19 protein-coding genes are annotated in these 18,947 nt (G+C 49.8%); 8 read left to right on the plus strand and 11 right to left on the minus strand.

Annotated elements, in window-relative coordinates:
• Position 1 precedes the first annotated feature (1 nt).
• The 5 genes from METTU_RS01745 to METTU_RS22935 all read left to right on the plus strand — a co-directional run bounded on the left by METTU_RS01745 (position 2) and on the right by METTU_RS22935 (position 3,741).
• On the plus strand, positions 2 to 556 hold the full coding sequence (locus METTU_RS01745; RefSeq protein ID WP_006889578.1) for a hypothetical protein: 555 nt from the start codon (positions 2 to 4) through the stop codon (positions 554 to 556).
• A gap of 436 nt (positions 557 to 992) precedes the next feature.
• Positions 993 to 1,550: a hypothetical protein gene (locus METTU_RS01750; protein WP_006889579.1), complete on the plus strand. Its 558-nt coding sequence runs from the start codon at positions 993 to 995 to the stop codon at positions 1,548 to 1,550.
• Positions 1,551 to 1,646: 96 nt separating this feature from the next.
• Complete coding sequence (locus tag METTU_RS01755) at positions 1,647 to 2,525, plus strand: nucleotidyltransferase domain-containing protein (protein WP_006889580.1); 879 nt, start codon at positions 1,647 to 1,649, stop codon at positions 2,523 to 2,525.
• Positions 2,525 to 3,187: a Cap15 family cyclic dinucleotide receptor domain-containing protein gene (locus METTU_RS01760; RefSeq protein ID WP_006889581.1), complete on the plus strand. Its 663-nt coding sequence runs from the start codon at positions 2,525 to 2,527 to the stop codon at positions 3,185 to 3,187. The genes METTU_RS01755 and METTU_RS01760 overlap by 1 nt, the downstream gene beginning before the upstream one ends.
• Before the next feature lie 353 nt (positions 3,188 to 3,540).
• On the plus strand, positions 3,541 to 3,741 hold the full coding sequence (locus METTU_RS22935) for a DUF2784 domain-containing protein (protein WP_150107720.1): 201 nt from the start codon (positions 3,541 to 3,543) through the stop codon (positions 3,739 to 3,741).
• Positions 3,742 to 3,806: 65 nt separating this feature from the next.
• Here the strand turns inward: METTU_RS22935 and METTU_RS01765 are convergent, their stop codons facing one another.
• Positions 3,807 to 5,351 (minus strand): cation:proton antiporter domain-containing protein, encoded by a 1,545-nt coding sequence (locus METTU_RS01765; protein ID WP_006889582.1) that lies wholly within the window; start codon positions 5,349 to 5,351, stop codon positions 3,807 to 3,809.
• A gap of 303 nt (positions 5,352 to 5,654) precedes the next feature.
• Here METTU_RS01765 and METTU_RS01770 point away from each other — a divergent pair, with 303 nt between their 5' ends.
• The 3 genes from METTU_RS01770 to METTU_RS01785 all read left to right on the plus strand — a co-directional run bounded on the left by METTU_RS01770 (position 5,655) and on the right by METTU_RS01785 (position 8,951).
• Complete coding sequence (locus tag METTU_RS01770) at positions 5,655 to 7,013, plus strand: IS1182 family transposase (RefSeq protein WP_006889238.1); 1,359 nt, start codon at positions 5,655 to 5,657, stop codon at positions 7,011 to 7,013.
• Positions 7,014 to 7,526: 513 nt separating this feature from the next.
• The gene (locus tag METTU_RS01775; RefSeq protein ID WP_006889583.1) at positions 7,527 to 8,147 is read left to right on the plus strand and encodes a MarC family protein; all 621 of its coding nucleotides are present in this window, start codon (positions 7,527 to 7,529) and stop codon (positions 8,145 to 8,147) included.
• 345 nt (positions 8,148 to 8,492) lie between these two features.
• Entirely contained in the window at positions 8,493 to 8,951 is a 459-nt protein-coding gene (locus tag METTU_RS01785) for a CBS domain-containing protein (protein WP_006889584.1), read from the plus strand.
• Between the two features lie 339 nt (positions 8,952 to 9,290).
• On the opposite strand, the gene METTU_RS01795 is transcribed toward METTU_RS01785, so the two are convergent.
• From METTU_RS01795 to METTU_RS21520, 10 genes are all read right to left on the minus strand, one after another.
• The gene (locus METTU_RS01795; protein WP_150107721.1) at positions 9,291 to 9,578 is read right to left on the minus strand and encodes a hypothetical protein; all 288 of its coding nucleotides are present in this window, start codon (positions 9,576 to 9,578) and stop codon (positions 9,291 to 9,293) included.
• A gap of 181 nt (positions 9,579 to 9,759) precedes the next feature.
• Positions 9,760 to 10,581 carry a F0F1 ATP synthase subunit gamma gene (locus tag METTU_RS01800; RefSeq protein ID WP_006889587.1) on the minus strand — a complete coding sequence of 274 codons (822 nt, stop codon included), beginning with the start codon at positions 10,579 to 10,581 and terminating at the stop codon, positions 9,760 to 9,762.
• Positions 10,578 to 12,050 (minus strand): F0F1 ATP synthase subunit alpha, encoded by a 1,473-nt coding sequence (locus tag METTU_RS01805; RefSeq protein ID WP_040579850.1) that lies wholly within the window; start codon positions 12,048 to 12,050, stop codon positions 10,578 to 10,580. The genes METTU_RS01800 and METTU_RS01805 overlap by 4 nt, the downstream gene beginning before the upstream one ends.
• A gap of 61 nt (positions 12,051 to 12,111) precedes the next feature.
• Positions 12,112 to 12,861, minus strand: coding sequence for a F0F1 ATP synthase subunit delta (locus METTU_RS01810; protein ID WP_006889589.1), 750 nt, complete (start codon positions 12,859 to 12,861; stop codon positions 12,112 to 12,114).
• 333 nt (positions 12,862 to 13,194) lie between these two features.
• Complete coding sequence (locus tag METTU_RS01815; protein WP_006889590.1) at positions 13,195 to 13,461, minus strand: ATP synthase subunit C-like protein; 267 nt, start codon at positions 13,459 to 13,461, stop codon at positions 13,195 to 13,197.
• 3 nt (positions 13,462 to 13,464) lie between these two features.
• The gene (locus tag METTU_RS01820; RefSeq protein ID WP_006889591.1) at positions 13,465 to 14,130 is read right to left on the minus strand and encodes a F0F1 ATP synthase subunit A; all 666 of its coding nucleotides are present in this window, start codon (positions 14,128 to 14,130) and stop codon (positions 13,465 to 13,467) included.
• An 8-nt stretch (positions 14,131 to 14,138) separates the two neighbouring features.
• Entirely contained in the window at positions 14,139 to 14,399 is a 261-nt protein-coding gene (locus tag METTU_RS01825) for an AtpZ/AtpI family protein (protein WP_006889592.1), read from the minus strand.
• On the minus strand, positions 14,396 to 14,806 hold the full coding sequence (locus tag METTU_RS01830; protein WP_006889593.1) for a F0F1 ATP synthase subunit delta/epsilon: 411 nt from the start codon (positions 14,804 to 14,806) through the stop codon (positions 14,396 to 14,398). Before METTU_RS01830 ends, METTU_RS01825 begins: the two co-directional genes overlap by 4 nt.
• Positions 14,807 to 14,971: 165 nt before the next feature.
• Entirely contained in the window at positions 14,972 to 16,366 is a 1,395-nt protein-coding gene (gene atpD, locus METTU_RS01835) for a F0F1 ATP synthase subunit beta (RefSeq protein WP_006889595.1), read from the minus strand.
• A 577-nt stretch (positions 16,367 to 16,943) separates the two neighbouring features.
• The gene (locus METTU_RS21520) at positions 16,944 to 18,893 is read right to left on the minus strand and encodes a Clp1/GlmU family protein (RefSeq protein WP_006889596.1); all 1,950 of its coding nucleotides are present in this window, start codon (positions 18,891 to 18,893) and stop codon (positions 16,944 to 16,946) included.
• Positions 18,894 to 18,947 lie beyond the last annotated feature (54 nt).

The raw sequence follows: 18,947 nt of genomic DNA on the forward strand, positions 1-18,947 counted from the left end.
CGTGACTAATACGGAAACTAGCATGAGGGAAATGAGGCACATCGTTACTCTATTCTCCAAGAGCAGTGATTTTGACGAGCAGTGGATATTGTTCAAAGCTTATTTAAATACAGCGCATTCCCTTTCCGATAACGACAGCGTGGCGAAAGTGAACTTCCAGCAAAACGAATTAATGAACTTCGCATTGGTACTTCGCAACATATTGCATCACCAACCAGCGAAATGGCACTTCGGCAAACATGATGTGCAACCAACATCGATGTCATTTAATTTTTCTCAAAATGCGGGGGTAAATTTCTCCGCAGAACTGTCGCTTGTGATCCAGAAAAATACGCTGGAGGGGCAGGAACTTCAGAAAATTTTGGGTGACAATTCAAAAAAACAACTCGCGGTTCTTCGTGCATCGCTGGAAAAAGTTAACAGACATGTAATTATTGTCTTGAGTCTAATGCAACAGGTTCAAGAGTATGTCGAGCAATACTGCAAAAACCAAGGCCAATACACAGAACGCTATGACAACGAACCCCATGGGTACACACTCATACAAAACGCATAACGTGGCGCTCAACCGGAGCGCCGTTATAATGCGTTTTGTTTTTTCAGTTTTCCGGGCCGCACCCGGTTAGCGCTACGTTAAGCGAGCAATTTGTGACCCATAGCAGCCGTTCGAAAATGTACTATGAATGGCAGAAGATGGCCGAACTGCGGCATTCGCGACAGGCAGGACTCGACCCGTTGCAGTCTTTCACTCGAATTTTTTGGATGACAATAATTAGCAGCATAGCGGTCAGTTGCTGAGTTGCTTGACCAAGTCAGTCGCAAAAATAGGTATTGAAGTTATCCAGACCTGTTTATCGTGAAAATTACGTATGTTATCCCGCCTAGAACTACAACGCTTTCAGAAAAATTGTTTTGATGCTGTGTTCTAGTGTGTAAGATATGCAGATCTATATAATTAATTGTTAAATTGCACAGGCTAATACCGAGGATACATGGACGCACTTACGTTTATTTCTGAATTAATAAAAGCGGTAGCTTGGCCGGTTACCGCTATAGCCTTGGTTGTACTTCTTCGAAAACCTATTGTTGAACTCATTCCTTTATTGAGGCGGCTAAAGTATAAAGAACTTGAGCTAGAGTTTGCTCAAGAGGTTTCAGAGTTAAAAGCAGAAGTTGAAGCAATAGCGAAAGAAAAAGGAGAGGAAGCCCCATCTATTGCTTCCACCTCATCGAACCTGCTTAATCTAGTCGCCTTTTCAACTCGTGCAGCAATATTGGAGGCATGGCTGGAAGTAGAGACGGCCGCAGTGACAGTTGCAAGTTCATTCTGGGGGCAGTCACCAAATGATACTTTTAGAAATATGCCTAAACTTGGTGAATATCTGTTGCAATGCAAAGTAATAGATGAAAAGCAACTAGCGGTATTTAACAAGTTACGTCAATTAAGAAATAAGGCTGCACATGCGCAAGATCTCGATCTTAGTGAAAATGATGCAAGATCATATGTGCAGCTTGCATCAGATCTTGCGAAACACATTAGAGAGGCATAGTGCAGGTGCAATTTAACAAACAGCTTCAGCGGATCGATTTACATTGGGCTCCCATTGCCCGCTGATCTGAGCGTCAGTATTTTAATAGGATAATCAATGAGCTTAGAAGATAAATTGTCCGGATGGACAGGCCCTTCGAGTAACATGGAGCAGGACAAGCAGGATAGAACCGAGCGGATGATTCGCCAAGCAATAAATTCACACGAACCATTCAATAATTGCTTGTTAAAGGTTTATGCAAAAGGATCTTACGCTAACAATACTAATGTGCGTTCTGATAGCGATGTGGATATAGCCGTAGAATGCACAGAAGTTCTTTATTGGGAAGAGTCTGAAAAAGGTAGTCATACATCAGGGAGGAAGCCATATGAAGGAATTTGGACGCCGGCGAAGCTGAGAGCCGAGCTTCTTTCTGCAATGGAAACAAAATTTCCCGGGCAAGTAGATTCGTCTGGTTCCACTGCAATACAGATAAACTCTAACTCAGCGCGCGTAGATGCTGATGTGGTTCCAAGTTTTAGCTTTCGGTATTACATGAAGTATGGATCGAGAGATGGAACCAAAATTTTTAAGACCGATGGCAGCAGCATCGTTAATTATCCTGCCCAACAGTTGGATAACGGAATAGCCCAGAACAATAGAACTGGTTATGCCTATAAAAAAGGAACCCGGCTGTTAAAGCGCATTGAAAATGCGATGGCAGAAGATGGAACATTCCGTGAATTACCATCTTTTTTTATGGAGTGTTTAGCCTATAACTGTCCAGACAATGTATTTGCTCATCCAACATGGACCGAATGTCTACGAGCTATGCTTTTACATATTTGGAATAACCTTCAAGGTGATGAACCTACCACTGGACGTTGGTTGGAGGTGAATGAATGCTTTTTCCTGTTTCACTCAAATCAAAAATGGACTCGCGAGGATGGGCGCGAGTTTGCTAAAGCGGCCTGGAACTACTGTGGATTCAAATAATGCGTAACGTGACAGTTAAAAACTCGCTATATCTGCTGGTCGGAATTTCAGCAGTCGCTTGGTTTTCGCTCGCTTACTTTGGCGGGCTAGATTTGTCAAAGATAAACGACTTCTTTGGGCTTGTTCCCAAAGTGGTGAGTATTGATCTTTTGATAGTGGCAGCGTTCGTTAAATGGGGATGGAAAATAAAGATATTTAGAGGATGGCTTGTTCCTTTTCCAAATTTGAACGGAAGCTGGGTGGGTTTTATATATTCAGATTGGAAAAATCCAAAGACAGGCGAAAAGCCACCTCCGATACCCGTAATGCTGACTGTGAACCAGTCCTTCTTCCACGTTAGTTGCATGATGCGTACAAGTGAAATGGAAAGCGCTTCATTTTCTGAGGGATTCCTTATAGACCCTGATCGACAGATTAAAAACTTAGCATATTCCTATACTAGCAAGCCTAGACTAAGTTTAAACGAACGGAGTATTCCCCATGATGGAACGGCAGTATTCCAGATCATCGAGAGACCAAAACAAAAGCTAAGAGGTAGGTATTGGACGGAAAGATTAACAAAAGGGGAAATTGTTCTCCAGTATCACTCAAAAGAGCTGCTTGAAGAGCTTCCAGAAGATTTGGGTGAGCATCCCGTGACTGAAAATGAAAATCGACGCTAACACGGTGCTGCTGTCGGTAAATTTGGAACGCTACGTTTCAAATTTACCGCAGAGCGCGGCGGAAAAGAGTATAAACCGGCCATTCAGAAATCAACAACGAAGGTCGCAAATTGGCCGTTTCCAGTCGGTCATTCAACTGGTGGCAGCATGAAATTAATATTTAGCTGCGGCAAAATCAAAGATCATCATTGATCAGCAAAAGTGGACAAAGCTGGTCGAGGCACTTGAAAATTGCAAACCTCAATGCCCCACGAAGAACTCTTTAAGCAACGCTATTTTTGTTGCTTTCTATCAGTGCTACCATTCCATAAGGAATCTTTGTGTGGGCAACAGTTCTATAGGTTACATAAGATATGATGGAAGTCGGGCTTCGTCGGATTGCCGGTGACGCCGGTTATTCAGGTAGCTTTGTTGAGCATTATCTCTTGCCCGTCATCTATCCTGCCGGACTTACGAGAGACATTCAATTTGGGCTGGCGGGTTTGGTAATACTCATCAACGTTGCGATATATGGCCAGCTTGTTTATCGATGGCAGGTTTCCCGATCAAAATAGTCGGAGAAGCAAGTAACAACACGTAAGGCAGGCTGCGGATTCCCTGATTTTTTCAGACTTTATTGTTAAAAATCCATCTTACTTGTGGATTTCAACAGATGTTCGGCCAATTGTTTACCGGCCTCGATCAAGGGGTGAATGACAAAAGTAGCTCCCAATCGATAAAGTTCACTTTCCTCATCGTTATGAAAACAAACGGTACCGATACTGCCGGCGAATTGGAGGTTTTTCAGTTGCTTGATCGACGATGATCTTGCTTCGAATTCCGGCATCGTAAGGATAATCCCTTTGATTTTTTCCAAGGGCAGTGTCTCCCATAGCGCAGAGTCTTCGGCATCACCGTAAATCACCCTTCGCCCGTCGGCAAGCAAGTTTTTTAGATTGATTGGGTCGGCATCCAAGCCCAGCACACGCATATCCTGCTGCTTAAAAGCGAGATATGCCGACATACCGGTGCGTCCCATTCCCACTACCAGCCATTCCGCTCCCCCGATGCTGCTGGGTAGTCTGTCCAGATGTTCGACCTTACGTTCAAAACGAACTAATCCCGGTTCCAGAAAGGAAAAGATACGGTGCGAAAACCGATTTAATGGCGCCGCAATAGCCAAGGAAAGCGCAACCGCCAGACCGATGACAGCTTCCCAAGCGGGGGGAAGTAGTTCCGCCTTGACGACGACACTCGAGGTGATCAATGCAAACTCACTATAGGTCATCAACGCCAGTGCGGAAACAAAAGCCGTGCGTGCGCGTAACCCGACCAGCAAAAATAACGCAAAGAAAAGTATGCCTTGCAACGGCAATAGAGATAGCAGCTGAAACACCTGTATAACTTCGTCATAACCCGGCAAATCGGCCAAGCCGATTTGAAGGAAAAATGCGGCTAAAAAGGTTTCTTTTAACCCCCATAGTTTTTTAGAAAGATCGTCTATGTCGGGGTGTCCAGCCAGCATAACGCCCATCAGCAATGCGCCAATATCGCTGGAAATACCGACCTTTTGCGCCAATACGCCGCCTGCCAATGCCAGTACTATGCCCAATAACAATTTCAATTCATCGTCGCGGCTGGCGCTAAGCAACCGATATGCCAACGGGCGAAGCAAAGGCAGCAGCAACAGACAAAGCGCCCAAGGCGACGGTTGTTTATTATTGGCGACAGCCAGCAGGCCGATGGCAACAATATCCTGCAAAATTAATATACTTAGCACATCCCGGCCGTATAAAGTGGAAAGCTCGCCGCTATCTTCCAACACTTTAATCGCGAGAACTGTACTGGAAAAAGCCAAGCTCACGCCTATCACTAAGCCGCCGGTAATCTGCCCATTAAAGCCAAAGTAGACCAGCGCAGAAACCAGGGTGACGACAAGCAAGTGCAAGGTGCCGACACTAAGCACTTCGCGTCGCAACAGCGAAGAAAGCTTCAATTTCAGGCCGACCGTAAACAATAGCAATTCAATGCCGATATCCGCTAAATGACTGAGCGTATCGTTGGACTCAACGCCGGAAAAATTTAAAACATATCCCGCCATCAGGTAGCCTACCAAGGGGGGTAAATGTAATCGGCTGGTTACCAAGCCTGCCAGATAAGCAGCACCAACCCAAATTAATTCCATAATTAAATCCTGTTTCTATAGTCCAATTGACAGCTATGATAGCGCAGGTTCCGTTTAAAATCAGGATGTCCCGGCAAATAACTTAATGTAATTTGGAGAGAGATGTACGGCAGGAATGCCCCGGATGCCGCACAATGTTTTATCTGGGGCCGGGTACTTGATTCTTCGACTTAGTAACTGATGTTACGCAGTTATTCGAATTTTGACCGCTTTAACATTAATGAGTCGCTAGGAGACTGTCGGATTTAGCAGTGCAAAAAGTGTTAAAATAACCCTATCGAAACACCAAATCAAAAAACAAAAATGGCTACCCAATTCATCCTGATTGATCGCGATACCCCCTACATTCTGCCCCCGTGTGTTCAGGATTATTTGCCTGAAGATCATATGGCCCGTTTTGTTGTCGAGATTGTCGATCAACTGGATTTACGGACGCTATCAGCCGTCTATGCGGGCAAAGGAAAGCGCCCCTATCATCCGGCGATGCTGTTGGCGTTGCTGTTCTACGGTTACGCGACCGGCGTATTTTCCAGTCGCAAACTGGAGAAAGCCACTCATGACTCGATGGCCTTTAAATACATCTGCGCCAACGAAAACCCAGATCACGACACCATCAACAGCTTTCGCAAGCGCTTTGGCAAAGAGATCGAAAGCCTATTTGTCGAGATATTGGTACTTGCACAAACCTTGGGGCTGCTTAAGCTGGGTACGGTGAGCCTGGACGGCACCAAGATTAAAGCCAATGCCAGCAAGCATAAAGCCTTGAGCTGGGATTACGCCAATCAACTGGAAGCCCAGTTCAAACAGGAAGTTGAAACCTTGATGAAACTGGCTGAAGCCGCCGACAATTCCCCGCTTCCAGAAGACATGGATGTACCCAAGGAACTCAAACGCCGCCAAGACCGTTTAGCAGTGATTGCCAAAGCCAAACAGGAAATCCAGGCCCGTGCCAAGGCGCGTTACGCGCAAGAAAAGGCCGAGTATGACGAAAAGCAGGCTAAGCGTGAACAACACCTGAGTGAAACCGGCAAGAAAATGGGCGGCAAAGCCCCCCAAGCGCCTACCGATGCGCCTCAAGGTAAAGATCAAGTCAGCCTGACCGATGAAGAGTCCCGCATCATGCCGACCCCTAATGGTTTTGAACAAGCCTATAACGCCCAAGCCAGTGTTGATATTGCCACCCACCTGATCGTTGCTCATCACATCACCCAACACACCAACGACAAACAAGAAATCGAACCGGCCTTAGCCAAACTGGAACAGCTCCCGGAATGCTTGGGGAGTGTTGACAACCTGTTGGCCGACACCGGCTACTTCAGCCAAGCCAATGTAAAGGCGTGTGCTGATGCAAAGATAAAACCGTACATCGCCCAAAAGCGGCAAAGCCATAACCAAGCCCTTGACGCCCGGTTTCAGCATCAGCCGGAAATAGGCGAAAGCACCTTACCGCCGGTTGAGGCCATGACCCATCGCTTAACAACCAAAGCGGGCAAAGCACTCTACGGCAAGCGAAAATCTACTGTCGAAACCGTGTTTGGCATCATTAAACACGTCCAGGGATTCAGGCAATTCCAGCTTCGAGGCCTGGAATCCGTCCAAAGTGAATGGAATTTAGTCTGTATAGGCTGGAATTTAAAAAGAATGCATGTATTAAGAGGGTGAGAGAGGAAAAAGAGCATTGAGCTGCCCATAAAACAGAACTATGGGCATTAAAAATCCCAATAAACCACTTTTTTAAATTTTAATCGTGATTAAGTGGGGAGGCTCGCTCTATTAATCCGACAGCCTCCTAGCGCGACACTTGATTGAATCGGGTTGTCGCACCCGAAGGCGAGTTACTTTCTTTTGCTTCGCCAAAAGAAAGTAACCAAAGAAAAGGCGACCCGGTTACCGCTTACTTCCTGCGCTCCTCGCTTTTATCGAGGGTCAGCAGAAGGGGCTCCTGCCCCTCTGCTGACGCGCGGCATCCCTGCCGCGCCCCTAACGGGCTGTTCTCGATAAAAGCTCCGGTGCTCGGCGCGGCAAACGGGAGAAACACTATCCATGCGTAACATCAGTTAATAAAAATACTCCCCTATGGATGCGTATTTAGTCGTATCGTGCGCATAAAGCTTGTAAGTAATCAGGAACGCTTTTACACTGAAAACTTGAAGTTGAGGCGACAAAGGGGATCATATGGTTAATAAGATAATCCACGATGCTCTCATGATTTGGGTAACCATTGAACCGATTGGGACTGTTGTGCTTTTTTCAGCGCTTACTTACAGACTTTCGCCAACAGAGCGTAGAAAAACTGCAACAATGGCGATTGCTTATTCGGCTATCATCTTGCTCGGCGCAATTCTTGTTGGGCAAATCATTCTCACTGCCATGGGCATTCAACTTATTTCGTTGCAAATTGCCGGCGGTATCATTTTGTTTCTTTTTGGCCTCCAGATGATTTTCGGCCGAATGGTAACCGCTTTCAGTCAGCCTGAGGCTGGACATGATATTGCGGTGTTTCCGCTAGCGATACCTTCCATTGTGGGGCCGGAATCTATTATGGTGGTGATTTTACTCACTGACAATTACCTCCACTCCGTCGCCACGCAGGCGATAACTGCGGGTGTAATGCTCGGCGTCCTGGCAGTCACTTACGTGTTAATGCTTCTCGCAGAGCATCTTCTGCGTATCATCGGGAAAAACGGCGCTGCGATACTGGAGCGTATTATGGGAATAATCCTCGCCACACTGTCAGTAGATTTAATCATAGATGCGTTTGCCGGCATTTTTCAATGGATTATTCCAAAGCCATAACTGTATGCGGGTGAAGCATAGGAGCAACCGGGGAGTCGCTATTTTTGCGAAAGCTTTTATGGGCATCCTTGCCCAACAAGCGGCAAAAGCTACGCGACCGCTAATGCCTTCGGCTGCCCCAGCCATCCTGCTTCATTCGTTGGATACCCAGCAAGGGGTATCCAACATCATTCTCGCAATGACTCGACGCGATGTCGGAAAGCCTGCATTTTCACTACGCAAAAAGCACTTCGTGAAAACACATGCGCTATCGCTTCTGGGGACTACTCGACTCCTGTCTCGCAGCGGAGGAGGTAAGTCAGAGCGGATCTAATTTCTATCTTAATTTAAGTGGAGGATATGACAATGTCTATTGGTGAATTTTGCAATCGCGAAGTAGTGTTCGCGACCAGAGAAATGAGTCTACCGGAAGCGGCGCAATTGATGCGCGAATACCATGTCGGCGATCTGGTGGTCGTCGATGAGATTGACGGTAAGCGGATGCCGGTCGGTATTGTTACGGATCGCGATATGGTTATCGAGGTTATCGCTAAATCCCTGGATATCGATGAGTTTAGCGTGGGAGACATCATGGGGCCGCAACTTGTCAGTGTGCAGGAAAAAGACGGTGTATTTGAAACGATTCGATTGATGCGCACCAAAGGCGTCCGCCGCATCCCCGTGGTTAATCAGGAAGGAGGGCTTGTAGGCATGATGTCCGCAGACGATATTCTGGATCTTCTGGCCGAGGAGATGACCGAATTAGCGAAGGTCGCTCCGCGCGAACGGGAGCGAGAGGCTAAAACAAAAAGCTTATTAACGTAGGGCGATTATTGCTCATCTTTATGCATAAATGCCTGCAGGTCTCCGGTAAGGATACAAGGGCCGTCTTCGCTCAATTTCCGTTGTTGCCTAAAGACGGCTTTGTTGCAATGGGAGTGCAAGCTTTGCTTGCGCTTGCAGGCGAAGCCTGCACTCCAGCTATCAGAGCAACCACTTGGACAGCCTTTGCGCGGCTACCCGCAGAAGATGTGTGTAACGATGAGCACTGGAGTGTAGAGTAATGAAAGTGTGGCTAAAAAAAACCTTCATCGCTTATCAACGATGAAGGTCAACCCCTGTAAATAGCTATGTTTTGATTGTATCAACTACAGGTATCAATATTCAGCTTCCAATATTTTTTGAGTTGGCCTTAATTCCGTAAATTGAATAAACAACGATGATGATTAAATACACGCTAAGCGCGGTGATAAATTCACTGGGTTTCTCGGCTGAAGCTTGAGGAATCGTATGGCTGTTAACGATATGGGCAGCTAAAGGAGCGACCGGTGAATTTTCCTGATTCAGCGCTATTTTGTCCGGTGTAGTCATCTTCGGTTCTTCCTGAACTTCAACAGCGAAAACATTAAACGACAGGGTTAATACGGCCAGGTAAGTTAAGATGCTTTTCATGTTCATTGTTGCACGCTCGTGAAAAATAAAGTTGACTGAAAAAAGATAGCGATACGAAACTATTATCAGTTTATTTCACTATGAAGACAACGTTTTTTTATGGGCGTTTATGTCTAATGGGATGAGGATGAGTTTTATCCATCCAAGTTGATATTGATGCGCTCGCTGCATTCAGCGCATCTTACAAATTCTCCGCATTTAGCAGAATGACTTCAATCTCTTCGGTAATTTCTTCCTGGCGATAAATCTGGGATTTTCTTTGCAGCTTTACGGTTTCATCATCCAGATGATTCACCGCGCCTTCCAGATGTTGCAGCCGGCTGTGATTTTCGGCCATCAGCGAGATATAAAAAATTTCATGCAGCACGGCAAATAAGTAATGATCGAGCAAGTCTGCAAAAAACTCGCCGGGTGCCAGATTGAGTACCGGCGGGTTGCCATAATGAAAGGTTCTCTCATTTGGCTGATTAAACGGCGGAAACACCTGTCGCTGGCTGATCTGATTGGATGCGTTATCGTGATAAACAACGGTCAGCTGTAATGTAGCGGTAGATTTGCCGTGCAATGCGCTGATGGTGTCAATCAGGCGGTTAATGATCGTAGGCACTTCTTCGGCGACATTAGCGCCTTCGAGCGTCGCGACGACTTCGGTGGCAATGTCCTCCTGCCGGTTACAAAGTCGGCTGCCGATCGCAATAACGCCGGTATACGCTTTAGCGGCGACGGCATTAATCAGGCTTTCGTTAAAATCGCCGCAAAAACCGCGTTCTGCGCCCAGCAAAATACAGAGTTGCGCGGCGTTATTATCAGCCGCCAGGCCTGGATAAAAATCCAGAAAATCCAGCGCCGCGCGTTCGATATTAGCCACGGCTTGCCCTTGCATGGTTTTAAAACGCAGCAGTTTGTGGATTTCGATGAAAGCCAGGTTTTTCATCGAATTTAAAATGCTGCGTATCTCTTTTAACTGGGTGATATGCAGTTGCAGTTCGCGGCTTAAGCTCATGACGGTGGTGCCGGGTTGACGTTAATCCATTCGCCGAGCGCTTGCCGCCACTGCTCCTGGCTGCTTTCCAGCGTCAGTGTCGCGGCTTTAATACCCTGCTCAATGCGAACCAGAATCTCGGCAATGTCTTCAGGATCTGTCTGGTTAAACAGCCCTGCATTAAACGCGGTCAGCCAGGCCAGTTGAAAAAGGTTGCTGTGCGGAACCAGTCGATCCTGTTTCAAGATTTCCCGCAGCAGCCGACCCCGTTTGATTCGCGCTTCCATTGACGCTTCCAGACGCTGGCCGAAACGGGTGAAGGCTTCCAGTTCCAGAAATTGCAGGTAATCCAGTTTCATTTGCCCCGCTTGATCGCGGATGCTGATGTCCTGGGCATTGCCGCCTATCCGCGATACCGATCGGGTGATGTCGATGGCCGGACGAAATCCCGACACGAACAGGTCGTTATCCAGATAGATTTGCCCGTCGGTAATGGAGATTAGGTTGGTCGGAATGTAGGCGGCAATTTCGCCCTGTTTGGTTTCGATGATCGGCAAGGCGGTCATGCTGCCGCCGCCGTTTTCGGCATTCAAGCAGGTCGAGCGTTCCAGCAGGCGCGAATGGACAAAGAAAATGTCGCCCGGATAGGCTTCGCGGCCCGGCGGCCTTCGCAGCAACAAAGACAGTTCCCGATAGGTTCGGGCATGGGTAGACAAGTCATCGTAAATGATCAGCGTATCCCGGCCCTGCGCCATCCAGTATTCGGCCAGCGCACAACCCGCAAACGGGGCGATATATTGCAAGCCGGGCAGGGCGCTGGCTTCGGCAACCACGCACACCGTGTAGTCCAGCGCGCCGTGTTGCTTCAATGTTTCCAGGGTGCTGACCACGGCAGAGCGCTTCTGACCGATCAGCACGTAGATGCACAACACATTTTTGCCTTTTTGATTAATAACGGTGTCGATGGCAATTGAAGTCCTGCCCAGACCTTCATCGCCGACGATCAATTGCCGTTGTCCTTTGCCGATCGGAATCAGGGTGTCGATGATTTTTATGCCGGTGTACAGCGGCTTATGGACAAAATCACGGGCGATAATCGCGGGCGAACCTTTTTCCATGTTTTCGCGCCCTGCATGGGGTGGTGAAGCGAGTCCGTCCAGCGGCGTTCCCAGCGGATCGATAACCCGGCCCAAAAATGCGTTGCCGACCGGTATGCTGAGCGAGTGTTTGGACAGATGAACCGTGGTGCCTGCAGTCAGGGCTTCGGTTTCATACAGTAAAATCGCGCCGATTCGGTCCCGGTTAAGGTCGAAGACCATGCCCCGGCTGCCGTCGGCAAAAACCAGGATGTCCTCGATAGCCGCGGACGGCAAGCCTTTGATCCAGCTGATGCCGTCGCCGATGGAAACCACCGTGCCTTGTTCGATAATACGCAGCCCCGGCAGATAGTTAGCCAGCCACTCGGCCTGTTTGTCCAGTAAGCTGTCCATCGGCGCCGGAGCGGCATCGGCTGCGTTCTCACGCTGGAGCGTGGGAACGATGAGCGCTGCATCATTCCGGTTCATTGGCAATCTCGGCAAAACCGGTCAGTTCGTGTTGCAGGTTGGCGTTTAGCACCCAAGCGCCGATGTCCATGCGCAGACCGGCGATCAGCGCTTTATCCTGATGATATTGAAAATTGATTTGACTGTTGATTAACGCATCCAGCTTTTGTTCCAGTTGTTGGCGCATTTCAATGGGTAGCGGATAGGCGCTGGTTATTTTGACAGGCACCGATTTTTTAGTGCCGAACATGGTCAGGCATAGCTTGCAGGCTTCCGGCAAGGTTGTTAGGTTGTCTATCAGCAGGGTAAATAAGCGGGCTTCCAGCTCACAACCGGCGGACTGCTGCAACAGCATTCCGGCAAATTTGGCGCCGTTTCGCAAGGCCTGTTTTTCCGCTTGTTGTTGTAACTCGTGTCGCTGTTTCGACAGCACCACGTTGGCTTTTTGCCGCTCTTGCTCAAGATCGGCATTCAGCTTGTCCAGGTGGGCTTTTCTTTCGGCTTCGAGTTGCCGGTGCAGGGCGGCGATAGCGGCCTGTTTTTCTTGCTCCCATAGCTTTTGCCGATTTTCATAACGGCTGCATTGTTGTTCCGCCTGCTGTTGCAGGTTTTTTGCGTCGCTAAGCGATTGATCGATAAACTGCTTACGCTTGGTAATCACTTCCAGCAAGGGCTTGTAAAAAAGTCGCTGCAAAATCCAGATCAGAATCAGGAAATTGATGATTTCAAGAACAAAGGTGGATAGGTTGAATTCCATATGCTTTATTGCCGGTTTAGGTGTTGACTCAGCAGTTGAAAAAATGGAACGCAGATGACGCTGATAATTATGATATATAGGATTTTTATCGAATTATCCGCGTTTATCATATTGATCTGCGTCATCTGCGTTCCATTGTGTTTTGTGGCTGAGTAGTTACAGTGTGTCTCGGCAACTTGCTCCTGCGTTGCTCTATCTCCTGCATAATCCACATGGATGTGGTGAATGCAGATATTGCACGACTGTATGGATACAGGAGGTAGAGTAATGCAGGAGCAATTACCGAGGAGCAAATATCTGTCCATGCAGCCTTCGTGGTGAATTCTTTTCGAATCATTTAAGAACGTATTCAAGCAACGGGTTTCGAAACAGCACAATCAAAATAATAACCAGGCAATAGATAGCCAGTGATTCGATCATCGCCAGGCCTATAAACAAGGTGCGCATAATCGACTGTTCCGATTCCGGTTGCCGCGATAAGGCTTCCAATGCGCTGCCGATGGCCTTGCCCATGGCCAGGGCCGGGAGCATCACTCCCAGCGCGATGCCGATAATAGCAGCGACGCTGGAGCCAAGGACGATTAAGGCAATGTCAGACATAAGTTACTCCGGTGGATTAAGTTGTTGGGATTGTATGGCTCCGGCCACATAGATCAGCGCCAGCATGCCGAAGATATAGGCCTGTACCAGCGCTTCAATGATATGCAGCATTAAAATCGGAATCGGCGCGAGAAATCCTGCCACCAGCAATATTAGCACTGCCGCCATTTCCAGGCTCATCATGTTGCCGAATAAACGGATAGCCAGCGCCAGTGTGCGGGTAAATTCGCTGATAATGTGAAAAGGCAGCAAAATCGGACTGGGGCTCAGGTAGTGGCGCAGATAGTTTTTCAAGCCTTGGGTTTTTATGCCAAACCAATGCACTGATAAGAACACCAGTATCGCCAGTGCCGAAGTCACTGAAAGATCACGGGTCGGCGAATGCAAACCCGGTATTAAACCGACCAGATTGGCAATGATCAGAAACAGCCAAAGGGACGCAATAAAAGGCATGATTTGTCGCCCGTGTTCCGGTGCGACGGCGGCAATGGCCTCGTCGATAGCCACCACAATGCCTTCAACTGTGGTCTGCAACTTACCGGGCAGCATGTCCAGATGTCGGGTTGAAAGCCAGGCTATTACGGTAATGACCAGCATGATTCCCCACGTGGTGATGATCGAGGTACCTATATCAACCGGGCCGAGAGCAAAAGTAAATTCGTTTTCCATAATCCAACCTAATCTTTAATCAAAAAATACACATTAAAAATCCCAATCACCAACCCGGCAAACAATAAACTGAGTGTCCAATGCGTCGAATATCCCTCCACCCTATCGTCCAACCAGTGTCCTAAATAAACGCCGCCGATAATAGGCAATATCATGACCAGGCCCAGTGTGCCGATTGATGGCAGATTCGGTCGAGGTTCATGTCCCGCTTTTTTGATGCGTTTGACTTGGCGCTCAACCTTGTTTTTGAGTTGTTGTCGATTATTCATGACTGCCAGCTGGTTTTACGTTTAAGCATTAACATGCGTTTTAACATGGCCTGTTCCATTCGGTGCAGACTTTCTCGGGTTGCATGCAGATTTTCTTCCTCGGCTATCAACTGCTGTTCCAATAAGGCACTGATCCGTTCGAAGTCGGTGTCGATCAGGAAATGCCGGGTGCTGATCGTCAATTCATTGTTGTTGAAGTAGGCAACCGCTCCCGGCAGCGCCAGATATTGCCAATCTTCTGTGGCCAGACGAAAACGCGCCAGACCGAAAACCAGCGTAGTCATAAACCGCGCATGATGGGCTTGGATGCCGAAGCTGCCTGAAGCGTCCTCGCCGACAAAAGAGGTGACACCTGCGATGCGTTGTTCGTGGCTGGCATCGAACAGGTTCAGTACGAATTGGTTCATCCAGGAAAAACCATTTTGTCCACGAAAAGCACGAAATACACTAAACAAATCATTATGTTGTGCTGCATCAGCGATTCAACCTTTGTGTAACAACCTGCGGCATAGCGTTTTTTGAACATTTTCGTGCTTTTCGTGTCTTTCGTGGACGATTCGCTGTTTTTAGGTTCATAGACTGTCCTGCATGGAGCCGCGCATGTAGCATTGCTCTTCGGATAGCTCATCATACCGTCCTGCCAGAAAAGCTTCGCAATCGGTCAAGGTTTGCGCCAGCGGCACTGAAACTCCGGTTTGCTTGGTATGCTCGGCCAAAACTGCAAACGGCTGGGTCAAATAACGTTGCAACTTACGGGCGCGCATAACGATTTTCCGGTCAACCTCAGCCAATTCTTCCATGCCCAGCATGGCGATGATATCTTCCAGTTCATGATAACGCGCCAGATGTTCGCGCACCCCTTTGGCAACCGCATAATGGCGATCTCCCAAGGTATGTTTGTCCATCAGTTTACTGCTGGAGCGCAACGGATCGACGGCGGGGTAAATGCCTTTACTGGCCTGATCCCGAGACAGGATAACCGTGGTATCCAGATGGCTGAGGATGGCGCTGACCGCAGGGTCGGTCATGTCATCGGCCGGAACGTAGACTGCCTGCACCGAGGTGATGGCGCCTTGCCGGGTGGACAGGATGCGGTCCTGCAACTCGGCGACTTCGGTGGTTAAGGTCGGCTGGTAACCCACCGTAGCGGGCATGCGGCCCAGCAGGCTGGAGATTTCACTGCCCGCCTGAACAAAGCGAAATACATTGTCGACCACAAACAGCACTTCCTTATGCAGGGTGTCGCGCAGGTATTCGGCATAGGTCAAGGCTGACAAAGCGACCCGAAAACGCACGCCGGGCGATTCATCCATTTGCCCGAACACCATCAGCGTATCGTCCATGACTCCGGCCTGTTGCATTTCCCGCCATAATTCGTGGGCTTCGCGGATGCGTTCGCCGACACCGGCAAACACCGAAACGCCTTTATGAATCGCGGAAACGGCATGGATGAATTCCATGACCAGCACGGTTTTGCCGACCCCCGCGCCGCCGAATAACCCGGTTTTGCCGCCTTTTACGAAAGGACATAGTAGATCGATGACTTTAATGCCGGTTTCCAAAATACCGCTCATGCCGATGGCTTCGGATAGCGGCAGCGGTTTAGAGTGAATATTGCGGAATTCGGTTTTAGGCAATGACGGCAGTCCATCCAGCGGTTCACCGAATATATTCAGCAATCGGCCCAGACATTGTTCGGATACTGGGACATGCAAAGGCGCGCCGGTATCGAATACGGTCATGCCCCGGCTTAATCCGGCCGTGCCGTGCAGGGTGATAGCCCGGATATGCCGTTCATCAAGATGCTGATGAACTTCGAAAAAATAGACGGTGTGGTCGAAACAGGTGCATAAAGCCTGACGCAAAGGCGGCAACTGGGTGCAGTCGATAATCACCACCGGGCCATGTACTTCAACGATGGTTCCGATGACTGGGCGAGGTTCCTGTTGTATCTGCAAACTGTCCAATAGCGGCGACTCCAAAGGTGACGAATAAATTACGATGCTTTGTTAGTAGTCTACTTTTACCACGAAGACATGAGCGACTACAAGAATGAAGGATGTAGATCCACGCAGGAGCAGTGTGCGGGTTGTGCTGGTTCCCAATCTCCAGATTGGGAACCAGGATGCGAAGCTCCAGCTTCGCGAGACGGGAAGCTGGAGCTTGGGAACTAGCGAAGTGTCTGCGAGATACCCTCGTTCCCACGCGCCGCGTGGGAATGCAGTGCCGGACGCGCTGCGTCCCGTATACGGCGTAGCGCGCCTTGACCGCATTCCCACGCAGTGCGCTCGCGTTATACACAAGTATCTAAGTAACGCGTCATACCCGCCGGGAAGCGGGTATCCAGTGCCATGGATGGCGAGCTGTATACGTCCATGTAGCCTGGATCCCGGCACAAATCCGTCTGGAACGGATTTGCATTAACCCAAAGGGTGTCAGGCAGGATAGCCTGATATGAATCCCTGCCGGGATGACGTGCTTTTCAATACTTATGTATAACGACGAGAGTTTGAGCTTGGGAACTAGAGAATCTTCAAGAAGTTATTACCGACTTTTCGTAGGCATGATGACACGGGAACAGGCGGCGCTTAATTCCAGATAAACATCTTCAGGCCTTGTTTCGTAACGCCTTGAGAAATGGAATGGCACCAGTTGTTTGACATCTGCGGCGCTTGCAATCTCGCCGCAGGCCCGCGCCGTCAGATGGCCGGTTCTTTGTGCCTGATCGATGTCGTCTTCCAGAAAAGAAGCTTCGCAAAAAAAGAAGTCGGCCTTGTGCGCCAACGCGGTCAGGGCGGCGCGGTTGGGTGCCGTATCGGCCAGATCGGTCGCATAGACCAGATTTTCGCCGGGCGTGACGGTAAGGAGGAGGGCGCCCAGTCCTCCCGCCTCCCGGCTGCTGTTATCGGGCAGCCGGATCATCGCTGCGGTATCGCCTGCGCCGATGACCCGTTTCAGTTCATTCAGCCAGGGCCCGGCATCTAAGCCCAAGGTTTTGAGAGCGTTATTATCGACGTTGAATTTGGCCTTGCTCTCAAAGGCATAGGCCTGCACCGGCGTGTGGTGATCCAGCGTGACCGTGCGGACGGTGAACTGCGGATCGTCCACGATCAATCCTTCGGCAAATTGAATTTCGGGGAGATCGACGCAATCCCCGCAGCCCGTCTGAATATGAGCCCGTTGCAGCCGGTTGCCGTGGATTTCGGCGATTTCGAAACGCGGCCCCGTATCTCCGATGCGATCCCAAAGGACGCCGTCGATCATGCCTTTAATATGGCCGATCAAACCCGGCGGGCCGAAAATCCGGCAGCTTGGAAAATCGCCGACCCGGGAGCGCAGCAGCCACAAGAAGCCGCCGATATGATCGATATGGGCATGGCTGATGAAAACGTCGCTGACTTGATGGGCGATGCGGGTGGACAATCTGCCCGAATCGCCCAGGTCGAACAGCAGGCTGCGTTGCTGCTGGTGCAGGCGCAGATGCAGCAGCGGGTCGCCGAACACGCCGTTGACCATCGTCGCGTACATGCCGCGCAATTTGACCGCAGGCCTGGGCCCGCCGCTGTAATCCGTCGCCGGGTAGGGCATCGCGTCGGGCGGCGGCAAAAATTGCAGGTTGCCGGATGCAAACGGCGCGGCGCTGACCAGCAGGCCGTTTTTGTCGCAACGGGCATCGCGCACCAGCAATGTCCGGGTCGTTGCCGCAGCCGTAGGCAGCCGGATATGAAGTTTACCGTCTTGCAGCGTGATGATCTCGCCGATGCTGACGGTTCGCTCGGTATCGATAAAGGCGCATTGGCGGCCGGTCCAGGCATCCGGCACATCGATGGGCGGCGGCGAGCCGATCACGCGAAGATCGGCAAGGTCGAGCGTTATCTCGTCGGCGACGGCGAGGTAAGTCCGCCATTGCCCGGTTCTTTTGTGCGCCCTGGTCTTTTGGCTGGGACGGCAGGCCTCAGGATGGGCATGCACCGGCAGGATGCGGACGCCCAACGACAACAGTTCGTTCATTAACGGCAGCGGTTTCGACTGGCGATTCAGCAGCAATACGGTATCGATTTCCAGCAGTTCGACCATGCCGGTCAGCAATTCCGAACCCGCAATGCCCCGGACCACGCCGGGGGCGTCGATCAGCATCAAGCCCAGGGGAGCCTTTTGCATTAACCGGCTGACAGCCGATAGCAGCGGCAGGCGAAAACGGCCTGCATCCAGCGTGCAAAGCGCTTCAAATGCCGACACTTGCCAGCCGGACTCCCGCCACTGTCCCAGCGATACGGTGCCGGGCAAACCGAAGCCGGGCGATCCGGGATCGGCGGCGATGCAGAAGCAGCTTAGGCCTCTTTCGGAAAATATCCGCGCGAGTTCGGCAGTCAGCGTGGATTTGCCGATACCGGTCTCGCCAAACAGTAAAATCCTTTGCCCGCCGCTCAGCAGTTGCTCGGCGAGGCTTGAAGGGCAGTAGGGCAATAACGGGAGTGGCGCTGGATGAGGCATGGCGGCTACCTGTGCTGGATAGTTTGTTACTATCGCAGAAAACCATAGCTGGTG

It is taken from the genome of Methylobacter tundripaludum SV96 (assembly GCF_000190755.2).
Classification (GTDB): domain Bacteria; phylum Pseudomonadota; class Gammaproteobacteria; order Methylococcales; family Methylomonadaceae; genus Methylobacter_A; species Methylobacter_A tundripaludum.

Excerpts from the sequence above, each read along its gene's own strand:
- METTU_RS01775 (WP_006889583.1), top strand. The coding sequence starts at position 7,527 with ATGGTTAATAAGATAATCCACGATGCTCTCATGATTTGGGTAACCATT.
- METTU_RS01750 (WP_006889579.1), top strand. The coding sequence starts at position 993 with ATGGACGCACTTACGTTTATTTCTGAATTAATAAAAGCGGTAGCTTGG.
- METTU_RS01795 (WP_150107721.1), bottom strand. The coding sequence starts at position 9,578 with ATGAAAAGCATCTTAACTTACCTGGCCGTATTAACCCTGTCGTTTAAT.
- METTU_RS01770 (WP_006889238.1), top strand. The coding sequence starts at position 5,655 with ATGGCTACCCAATTCATCCTGATTGATCGCGATACCCCCTACATTCTG.
- METTU_RS01830 (WP_006889593.1), bottom strand. The coding sequence starts at position 14,806 with ATGAACCAATTCGTACTGAACCTGTTCGATGCCAGCCACGAACAACGC.
- METTU_RS22935 (WP_150107720.1), top strand. The coding sequence starts at position 3,541 with ATGATGGAAGTCGGGCTTCGTCGGATTGCCGGTGACGCCGGTTATTCA.
- METTU_RS01810 (WP_006889589.1), bottom strand. The coding sequence starts at position 12,861 with ATGGAATTCAACCTATCCACCTTTGTTCTTGAAATCATCAATTTCCTG.
- METTU_RS01760 (WP_006889581.1), top strand. The coding sequence starts at position 2,525 with ATGCGTAACGTGACAGTTAAAAACTCGCTATATCTGCTGGTCGGAATT.
- METTU_RS01820 (WP_006889591.1), bottom strand. The coding sequence starts at position 14,130 with ATGGAAAACGAATTTACTTTTGCTCTCGGCCCGGTTGATATAGGTACC.
- METTU_RS01800 (WP_006889587.1), bottom strand. The coding sequence starts at position 10,581 with ATGAGCTTAAGCCGCGAACTGCAACTGCATATCACCCAGTTAAAAGAG.
- METTU_RS01755 (WP_006889580.1), top strand. The coding sequence starts at position 1,647 with ATGAGCTTAGAAGATAAATTGTCCGGATGGACAGGCCCTTCGAGTAAC.
- METTU_RS01785 (WP_006889584.1), top strand. The coding sequence starts at position 8,493 with ATGTCTATTGGTGAATTTTGCAATCGCGAAGTAGTGTTCGCGACCAGA.
- METTU_RS01765 (WP_006889582.1), bottom strand. The coding sequence starts at position 5,351 with ATGGAATTAATTTGGGTTGGTGCTGCTTATCTGGCAGGCTTGGTAACC.
- METTU_RS01825 (WP_006889592.1), bottom strand. The coding sequence starts at position 14,399 with ATGAATAATCGACAACAACTCAAAAACAAGGTTGAGCGCCAAGTCAAA.
- METTU_RS01815 (WP_006889590.1), bottom strand. The coding sequence starts at position 13,461 with ATGTCTGACATTGCCTTAATCGTCCTTGGCTCCAGCGTCGCTGCTATT.
- METTU_RS21520 (WP_006889596.1), bottom strand. The coding sequence starts at position 18,893 with ATGCCTCATCCAGCGCCACTCCCGTTATTGCCCTACTGCCCTTCAAGC.
- METTU_RS01805 (WP_040579850.1), bottom strand. The coding sequence starts at position 12,050 with ATGGACAGCTTACTGGACAAACAGGCCGAGTGGCTGGCTAACTATCTG.